Annotated in this window: 8 protein-coding genes; 7 read left to right on the top strand and 1 reads right to left on the bottom strand. The window is 34.6% G+C overall.

Going from position 1 to position 9197, the window contains the following annotated elements; genetic code table 11:
• Positions 1 to 62 precede the first annotated feature (62 nt).
• Entirely contained in the window at positions 63 to 854 is a 792-nt protein-coding gene (locus AC1RRN_RS03770; RefSeq protein ID WP_492966026.1) for an alpha/beta hydrolase, read from the bottom strand.
• 362 nt (positions 855 to 1216) lie between these two features.
• Here AC1RRN_RS03770 and AC1RRN_RS03765 point away from each other — a divergent pair, with 362 nt between their 5' ends.
• From AC1RRN_RS03765 to AC1RRN_RS03735, 7 genes are all read left to right on the top strand, one after another.
• Positions 1217 to 2701, top strand: a complete 1485-nt coding sequence (locus tag AC1RRN_RS03765; protein ID WP_492966025.1) for an ankyrin repeat domain-containing protein — start codon at positions 1217 to 1219, stop codon at positions 2699 to 2701.
• A gap of 104 nt (positions 2702 to 2805) precedes the next feature.
• Positions 2806 to 3285, top strand: coding sequence for a DUF2271 domain-containing protein (locus tag AC1RRN_RS03760; RefSeq protein WP_492966024.1), 480 nt, complete (start codon positions 2806 to 2808; stop codon positions 3283 to 3285).
• A 47-nt stretch (positions 3286 to 3332) separates the two neighbouring features.
• Entirely contained in the window at positions 3333 to 5519 is a 2187-nt protein-coding gene (locus tag AC1RRN_RS03755) for a PepSY domain-containing protein (RefSeq protein ID WP_492966023.1), read from the top strand.
• A 17-nt stretch (positions 5520 to 5536) separates the two neighbouring features.
• Positions 5537 to 6553: an FAD:protein FMN transferase gene (locus AC1RRN_RS03750; RefSeq protein WP_492966022.1), complete on the top strand. Its 1017-nt coding sequence runs from the start codon at positions 5537 to 5539 to the stop codon at positions 6551 to 6553.
• A gap of 268 nt (positions 6554 to 6821) precedes the next feature.
• On the top strand, positions 6822 to 7700 hold the full coding sequence (locus AC1RRN_RS03745; RefSeq protein WP_492966021.1) for a helix-turn-helix domain-containing protein: 879 nt from the start codon (positions 6822 to 6824) through the stop codon (positions 7698 to 7700).
• A 72-nt stretch (positions 7701 to 7772) separates the two neighbouring features.
• Positions 7773 to 8567, top strand: coding sequence for an NAD(P)H-binding protein (locus AC1RRN_RS03740; RefSeq protein ID WP_492966020.1), 795 nt, complete (start codon positions 7773 to 7775; stop codon positions 8565 to 8567).
• Between the two features lie 52 nt (positions 8568 to 8619).
• Entirely contained in the window at positions 8620 to 9012 is a 393-nt protein-coding gene (locus AC1RRN_RS03735) for a DUF5367 family protein (protein WP_492966019.1), read from the top strand.
• Positions 9013 to 9197 lie beyond the last annotated feature (185 nt).

Genomic DNA, 9197 nt, shown 5'->3' with positions numbered 1-9197 from the left:
TACTCTTTACTCTTTACTCTTTACTCTTTACTCTTTACTCTTTACTCTTTACTCTTTACTCTTTACTCTTTACTCTTCTCACTAAGCCATTCCGAAATATAATTCGCGATTTCCTGCCAGCCGGGTTGTCCTAAAACAAAATGGTTTCGACCTGGAAAAAGCTTATAATCAGTAACTGAGCTTTTATCAGTGTATTTTTTAAAATTTGATTCATTTAACTGATGCGGAATCGTGTGATCATTATCTCCTGCAATCAGTAATAATGGACGATGCGGTTTAGCAAAATCTACCTTGGCTACAGAAGTAATGGTATCACGAACCACTAGTTTAGATTCCGGAATGGCCAGTTGCTCATAACCACTTTTCTGCAATTCAAAAGGCATATCGTTCGTAAAAGCATATTGCCATTGCGAAAAAGTCATTAAAAACGTCTTTTTTGTAGAAGTAAAAAACCCAAGTGGTCCCCAGCCTGCTTTTAAAAAAGAAAATTTAAAAGACATTATACCTTGAGGTGGTACAGAATGAATTGCAATTGCTGCGGCAGCTAACCCTTTTTGATTTAAAATCTGTGCGATTAATCCACCAATGGAATGACCTATAATAATGGGTTTTTCTGAAAATGATCTTGCGATTTCCTCAAAATAGTCCAATAGTTGTTGCAATCGAATAGACGCTATTTCAGGATCCGGATGTCGTTTTCGAAGCTTTTCTGCCGTATCATTTTTATAAGGCCAGGGCGGAGCAACTGTTTTATATCCTTTGTTTTCGTAAAAATCCCGCCAATCATTCCAAGATTCATTACTCACAAAAGCTCCTGTTATAAAAAGAATTGTTTTTGTATTTTCGGTTTGCATAAAGTAGTTATTAGGTTGTTATGCAAACGAACAGGCTAGAATGATGCCTTAATATCAAAACGCTAACAATCAACACATTATGAAATTCAAATAAAATAATAAAAACTATATATCGTTAGCAGGAATAAACCAATAGCGATATAGCAATAAAGAATTTGAACAAAAATTTAAACCTTTTTTAAATTTCGTAATCTTAAGAATAAATTAAGATTGATTTTCTATCCTAAATAAAATTGTCGTACTAATATTTATTTTTACATTTGCGTTATTTTTATTTATTCTAAATAATTCAATCTTATTGAGCGGTTATTAAGAAAATAAAAACGGAACCAAACCATTTTAAAAATTGTAAATTTCTAAATATGAAAAAGAAACTTTTCATTTCAATTGCATTAGTTGCTGCCTTATTTTCTAATGCTCAGCAAAAAAATACATTATTAGATGCAACCTTCTGGAAAAGCGCTCCAAATGTAGAAACGGTAAAAGCCGAAATAGCAAAAGGAAATAATCCTGCTGAAGCCAATCCGAATGCTTTTGATGTTACTGTTCTTGCTATAAATAACGATGCACCCAATGCAACCATAAAATTCTTATTAGAGCAACCAGGAAATCCGGTAAATAAATCGACACACGACAATCGTATTTACCTGCACTGGGCAGCTTACAGAGGCAATGTAGAAATGGTAGAGTATCTTATCAGTAAAGGATCAGATGTTAATGCAGAAGATAGCCATGGTACTATACCTGTTGATTTTGCTGCCATGAACGGACAAACAAATCCTGCTTTGTATGAAGCTTTCTTTAAATCCGGAATTGATCCTAAGAAAAAATATAAAGATGGAGCAAACTTATTGCTTCTTGTTATTCCGTTTGATAAAGATCTAACTGCTGCTGAATATTTTACAACAAAAGGAATGTCTCTTAAAGATGCTGATAATGAAGGAAACACAGCTTTTAACTATGCTGCCAGAACTGGAAATATTGTTCTTTTGAAAAAATTATTAGAAAGAAAAGTAAAATACACAGATAACGCACTTCTTATAGCGACACAAGGAAGCCGCAGAGAAACTACTCCTCTTGAAACTTACAAATATTTAGTTGAAGAAGTAAAAATAAAACCTACCATAACAAATAAATCGGGAGAAAATGTGCTTCATCTTTTGGCTGGAAAACCAAATCAAAAAGAAATTATCAGTTACTTTCTTGCAAAAGGTGTAGATGCTAATAAATTGAATAAAGACGGAAATACCCCGTTTATGATTGCAGCCGGAGCAAGAGAAAATGGCGCGTTAGAATTATTACTTCCATCAGCAAAAAACATTAATCTGCAAAATACAAAAGGTGAATCAGCTTTAACATTAGCTGTAAAAACTGGAACTCCTGAAAATGTTGCGCTTCTTTCAAATAAAGGTGCTGATGTAAAAGTTACAGATAAAGACGGCAATAATTTAGGCATATACCTAATTCAATCCTTTCGCCCTGAAGCATCAAAAGGACAAGATCCTTTAGAAGCAAAAATAAAATTACTACAAGACAAAGGTTTAAATCTTGCTACCGCTCAAAAAGATGGTAATACTTTATATCATTTAGCTGTTGTAAAAAATGATTTGAATTTATTGAAAAAACTAGCTCCTTTAAATATTGATGTCAATGCCAAAAACAAAGATGGTATGACTGCTTTGCATAAAGCCGCGATGATTTCTAAAAACGATGAAATCCTGAAATATCTAATTTCAATTGGCGCCAAAAAAGACATCAAAACTGAATTTGACGAAAGTGCTTACGCTCTTGCCAAAGAAAACGAGTCTTTAACAAAACAAAATGTATCAATCGAATTTTTGAAGTAAAGTTAGATGTTAGATGTGAAATGTGAGTTGATAAAACATTTCACATCTAACATTTCACATTTCACATTTCACAATTCACAACTCACAACTCACAATTATAAAAAATGAAATCAATTCTTAAAATAGCCTTTACAGGCGCTCTTATCTGCCTTGTTTCTTTTCAATCTGTTGCACAAAGCAAATACAAATGTATGCTTCAAATGGCCAATTATATGGGTGAAGGTGCTTATATTGTTGTTTCTCTTATTAACCCAAAAGGAGAATACGAAAAAACACTTTATGTAATGGGCGATGACAAAAAATGGTACAAATCATTGAAAGAATGGAATAAATTTCAGACTCAAAAACACGAGGATATCAGTGCAATAAGCGGAGCATCAGTTACTGGAGGAGATCGCAGTATCACTACATTTGAAATTGAAGATGCTAAATTGAACAAAGGATATAAATTAAGATTTGAATCGGCTGTTGAAGATCAAAAATATTATATAACTGATGCTGAAATTCCGCTTACAACAGCCGGACTTGCTGATAAAACAGAAGGCAAAGGTTATATTAGATATGTAAGATTAAACAAAATTTAATACCTTACCTTCTCATTTGCATTTGATTACCTTTTAGCATAAATTCAATGACTCTTTCTTTTTGGCGTTCCTCTCACCTGGCCCTGGCTTTGGTTTCATCTTTATTTTTGATCTTAGCATCTGTAACGGGTATTATTTTAGCCGTTGATGCTGTACAGGAAAAAACACTTCCGTACAAAGTCGAAAATTTTGATCAAATAACTTTGGGAGAGACGCTTCCAGTCTTAAAAAAGTCTTATTCTGAAATGACGGAGTTAACTGTCGATTACAATCAGTTTGTAACGCTGCAGGCCATCGATCAGGACGGCAATGATATCAATGCGTATATTGATGTAAAAACAGGAAAAAAGTTAGGAACTCCTGTAAAGAAAAGTGAATTTATTCAATGGATAACCAGCTTTCATCGTTCTTTGTTTCTGCATGAAGCGGGTCGCTTTTTTGTGGGTGTTATTTCTTTTCTATTATTCCTGATTGCTATTTCGGGATTTGTTTTGGTTTTGAAAAGACAAAAAGGCATTCGCAACTTCTTTTCGAAAGTAATCAAAGAATATTTTGCTCAATATTATCATGTGGTTTTAGGGCGATTGGCTTTAATTCCGATTTTGGTTATTGCGCTTACAGGAACTTATTTATCGCTGGAAAGATTTAACTTTTTCATGGATAAAAAAGAGCAAAAAGAAAAAACAGAAACTGTTACGCCTGCCAAAAAAGCTCCGGTTGTCAATATATTTAAGACTACACTTTTGGCTGACGTAAAGAAAATCGAATTTCCTTTTACAGATGATCCTGAAGAATATTATATAATAGAATTAAAAGACCGCGAAATTGAAGTAAATCAGATTACAGGCGAAGTTATTAGCGAAAAAAAATCGCCAATGACCGCACAATTCGCTGACTTGAGTCTTGATCTTCATACCGGAAGAATAAACGCAGTTTGGGCTTTAATTCTCGCTCTTGCCGCTGCAAACATTCTCTTTTTTATCTATTCTGGTTTTGCTATGACTTTAAAAAGAAGGTCTAGCCGAATTAAAAATAAATTCAAAGCCAATGAAAGTAAATACATTTTATTGGCAGGTTCTGAAAACGGAAGTTCGCTTCGATTTGCCAATGCGATTCAGAAACAACTTAATGCGGCTGGCGAAAAAGCTTTTCTGACTGAATTAAATAATTATACTATTTTCCCGAAAGCAGAACATATAATCGTTTTCTCTTCTACACACGGATTGGGAGATCCACCATCTAATGGGAAGAAATTTATATCCCTTTTAAAGAAGCACAAACAACAACAAAAAATCAATTTTTCGGTCGTTGGATTTGGTTCTACAGCTTATCCGGATTTTTGTGGTTTTGCCCGCGAAATTGATTTGCTTTTAGAAAAACAAAACTGGGCAGAACGTTTCCTGGATTTACAAACCGTCAATGATAAATCGGCTGTTGAATTTGTGGAGTGGATTAAATTATGGAGTGCCAAAACTGGAATTCCGTTGTCTACCACACCATCTTTATATAATCATGCGCCAAAAGGTTTACAGAAATTAATGGTTTTAGACAAAACTGCTATTTCTGAAACAGAACACACTTTTATCCTTACGCTTAGAGCCAATATGAGAGCCAAATTTACTTCTGGTGATTTACTGGCAATTTATCCCGCAAACGACACCAGAGAACGCCTCTACTCTATCGGAAATCATTCCGGCAATATTCAATTGGTTGTCAAACTGCATCCAAACGGATTAGGTTCAGGCTTTTTGAATGAGTTAAAACCAGGCAACGTCATCAAAGCAAGAATCATTAATAATCATGCTTTTCATTTGCCTAAAAAAGCTTCAAAAGTGGCTTTTATCTCTAACGGAACCGGAATTGCGCCTTTCCTCGGAATGATCGAACAAAACAAGAAAAAGACAGAAACGCATTTATATTGTGGTTTCAGAATGGAAACGGAAACGCTTTCAGGATATAAAACATTCGCTTCTGAAATGATCGCAAAGCAACATTTGCAAAGTTTTCATTTGGCTTTATCCCGTGAAGACAATCATTTTTATGTGATGGATCTGATCAAACGTGATGCTGCTTTTTTTATTGATTTATTAGCCAATAATGGTGTAATCATGATTTGCGGTTCATTGGCCATGCAAAAAGATGTTGAATTGACTCTTGATGCTTTATTAGTTGGGGAAAATAAACAACTAAGCGATTATAAAAACAATGGTCAATTATTGACAGATTGTTATTAAACATAAAAAAGCGCTTTATGAGAACGAATTACAAATCCCTTTTCAAAACATTGTTTTTCCTTTTGGTATTCGTTTGTGCTTTTAATGCTGAAGCCCAAATTTTACGAAAAAGAACCACGATGCTTATGGGAGGCCGATTTGATATTTCGATAGTAGCAAAAGATTCTCTAACAGCGGAAAATTCAATTGATGAAATTATTGCCGAAATCACAAGAATTGAAAATCTGATTTCGGACTGGAAACCAACTTCGCAAGTTTCAGAAGTCAATCAGAATGCGGGAATTCGTCCTGTAAAAGTGGATAAAGAAGTTTTTGAACTAACAAAAAGAGCCTTGCATTTTTCTGAAATTACAAACGGCGCTTTCGATATCAGTTTTGCTGCCATGGATCGCATATGGAAATTTGATGGCTCGATGACTGAAATGCCTTCGGCGGAAGCCATAAAAAAATCGGTAGAGAAAGTCGGTTATAAAAATATCGTTCTGGACAGCACACAATCGACTATTTTCCTGAAATTAAAAGGAATGAAAATCGGGTTTGGCGCTTTAGGCGAAGGATATGCGACCAACAAATGCAAGGATTTAATGCTTTCAAAAGGAATACAAGCAGGAATCGTAAACGCCACCGGTGATATGACCGTCTGGGGAAAACAGCCTAATGGCAAAGACTGGAACATCGGAATGACAAATCCTTTTCATACTGATGAAATTTTCGCAGTAGTTCCGTTGCACGATGGCGCTGTCACTACTTCCGGAAGCTATGAAAAATTTGTGATTTTAGACGGTAAAAGATATTCTCATATCATCAATCCGGCGACCGGATATCCTTCTACCGGACTTTGCAGCGTTTCTGTTTTTGGTCCAAATGCCGAAACAGCTAACGGTTTTAGTACTTCGATCATGGTTTTAGGAAAAGAAGCCGGAATCAACCTCATCAATAAATATCCGGAATACCGTTGGATTATGATTACGGATAAAGGAAAAATTATTAAATCGAAGAATTTTAATAAGACCAAGTTTCATTTGAAAAACTAGATTGCTTTTTAAACACATAGAAACATAGATTTGAAGACTTGATAAAGGCGTTTCACTTGCATTAACAAACATAGCCTGCACAATCTTGTCATTCCTCGTTCCTCGGAATGACAAACTTTGGGAACTATGTGTGAGAAACTAGTTTCTTTAAATTTCCTTTTTCTGCCCATAAAACCTATGTTTCTATGTGTTTAATATTTTTTACGTCACACATTATTTCTCAAAAACGGCAACTTTTCATACTTTTATCAAAACATCACAATTTAGTATGACAACAGATATTCTGGAAGTAAATGATTTTATTGTTTTAATTGAGCAGTCTTACGCGACAAAAACAGTAGTCGAGAAATGTGAAATTGATGGCGATTCTATAGGTTTTGCTTTTTATGGTTCAGGCAATGTCGAATTGGAAATCAAACATAACAATCAAACCAAATATCTGACGAATACTACCGGTTTAGCGATTTGTTTCTTTGGCAATCAAAAAGTGGAATTTGCCCATAAAATCGAACCCGACAAACCTTTGCAATCGATAAGCATTTTTGCCAAACTTAAATATCTTAATGCATTGCCTCCGGCTGAAAAAGAAATTTTTGAAAATCATCTTTCAGATTTAATGAATCCAAAAGAACATTTTGTAAAAGGACCGGCGTTTTATATGACGCTTGATATGCAATTGGCCGTTCAGAAAATCTTCAATACTTCTTACACCGGCACTACCCGATTATTGTTTTTAAAAAGTCAGGTCAACGAACTTTTAGCTCATTTTTATGCCTTGCTTACTACAGAAAAGAAAGCTGATTTATCTGAATACGACAAAAACAAACTTTTTCACGCGAAAGAAATTGTAACTACTCATTATTCAAAACCGCCATCGATTACCGAATTATCCAAAATGGTGGGACTCAACAGTAATAAACTCAAAAAGAATTTTAAAGAGCTTTTCGGAATTCCGGTTTTCAAATATATTCAAGAAGAAAGACTTCATAAAGCGTATGAATTGCTTCGTGATAGTGAAAAAACCGTTCAGGAATCGGCTTGGGAAGTGGGTTATGAAAGCTTGAGTTCTTTCTCAAATGCTTTTTATACTAAATTCGGCACACGACCAAATGACGTCAAACAACAATTCTTTTCAAACAAATCTTAATTCTTTTCCGACAAATGATTTCATTCTAATCGGCCCAATTTTGTATCAGTAATCACTTAAAACGATATTGATATGAAAACTACAAAAATTTTAGTCTTGGGAGCCAACGGGAAAACAGGACGCAGAGTATTGGAAAGATTAGAAAATAATGCGAATGTCGAAGTTCGCGCGGGTTCACGATCTGCCGCAATTCCTTTTGATTGGGAAAAACCGGAAACCTGGCAAGCTGCACTTAAAGATATAGATACCGTTTATATTAGCTATCAGCCTGATTTGGCCATTCCTTCAGCAACAACCGTCATACATTTATTTAGTAGTTTGGCCAATCAAATGGGAGTTCAGAAAATGGTTTTACTTTCCGGAAGAGGTGAAAAAGAAGCCCAGATTTGTGAAGAAATAGTAAAAACTAATGCCAAAAAATGGACGATTGTAAGAGCAAGCTGGTTCAACCAAAACTTTAGCGAAAGCTTCTTTCTAGAGCCAATACTAGCCGGTTATGTTGCATTGCCTAGAGCAGAAGCATTAGAACCTTTTACAGATGCCGATGATATTGCTGATGTAATTGTGGCTTCCCTTTTGAATGATAAACACAATGAACAAACCTACGAACTTACCGGACCAAGATTATTGACTTTTAAGGAAGTTATTTCAGAAATTGCGAAAGCTTCTGAAAGAGAAATCACTTTTCAGGATTTGACTTTAGAAGAATACATTCAAATGTTGAGAGAATATCAGGTTCCTGAAGATCATATTTGGTTGGTGAACTATCTTTTTGAACAGGTTTTAGATGGTAGAAATTCATCCATTACATCAGATATAGAAAAAGTTTTAGGAAGAAAAGCCAAAGATTTTCTGTTTATGCATTAGAAACGGCTAAAACGGGAATTTGGAATCAGGCTGTATCTCAAGATTAAATCAGATGATTTATTTAAGGGGAATGTTAGCAGGTTTGTTTGTTTGGATTTGTGTTAGTGTTTCTTTTTATGTTTTAGGGAATATTCCGCTACTTAAAGATTCGTTTTTGACGCAAGCTTTCATTGTCATGATTTGTATTTCTTTTTATGCGTTTTTAGGAGCGCAGTTTTATTATAAAAAAAGATATAAAACAAACGGAATTACAACAGGAATCTTAATGTCCGGAACGGCTCTGTTATTGGATATTTTTATAACAGTGCCGTTGGTAGAAATTCCAAATGGCAAAAGTTACCAGAGTTTTTTCAGTAGTCCCATTTTATGGATCTTGGTATTGACAACTGTCCTTACGGTTTATTTTTATTGGAAGAAGAAAATTAAAACCAATATGCCGGAGTGATTCCGGCGTATTGGTTTATTAAATTAATCACATTGGATCACAATTCTAAAAAAACTTAACACATAGAAACATAGGTTTTATATCTAAAAAAGGAGGTTGAAAGAAACTAGTTTCTCACACATAGCTACCTATGTTTGTTGATGTAAGTGAAACGCCTTTTAAACTCACAAAATCTATGATTCTAT

Source organism: Flavobacterium sp. GW821-FHT11G01, from assembly GCF_058808175.1.
This window is presented reverse-complemented; position numbering and strand designations above follow the sequence as displayed.

What these genes read in the sequence shown, in the direction of transcription:
- AC1RRN_RS03760 (WP_492966024.1), top strand. Translation starts at nt 2,806, where the DNA reads ATGAAATCAATTCTTAAAATAGCCTTTACAGGCGCTCTTATCTGCCTT.
- AC1RRN_RS03745 (WP_492966021.1), top strand. Translation starts at nt 6,822, where the DNA reads ATGACAACAGATATTCTGGAAGTAAATGATTTTATTGTTTTAATTGAG.
- AC1RRN_RS03750 (WP_492966022.1), top strand. Translation starts at nt 5,537, where the DNA reads ATGAGAACGAATTACAAATCCCTTTTCAAAACATTGTTTTTCCTTTTG.
- AC1RRN_RS03755 (WP_492966023.1), top strand. Translation starts at nt 3,333, where the DNA reads ATGACTCTTTCTTTTTGGCGTTCCTCTCACCTGGCCCTGGCTTTGGTT.
- AC1RRN_RS03770 (WP_492966026.1), bottom strand. Translation starts at nt 854, where the DNA reads ATGCAAACCGAAAATACAAAAACAATTCTTTTTATAACAGGAGCTTTT.
- AC1RRN_RS03765 (WP_492966025.1), top strand. Translation starts at nt 1,217, where the DNA reads ATGAAAAAGAAACTTTTCATTTCAATTGCATTAGTTGCTGCCTTATTT.
- AC1RRN_RS03735 (WP_492966019.1), top strand. Translation starts at nt 8,620, where the DNA reads ATGATTTATTTAAGGGGAATGTTAGCAGGTTTGTTTGTTTGGATTTGT.
- AC1RRN_RS03740 (WP_492966020.1), top strand. Translation starts at nt 7,773, where the DNA reads ATGAAAACTACAAAAATTTTAGTCTTGGGAGCCAACGGGAAAACAGGA.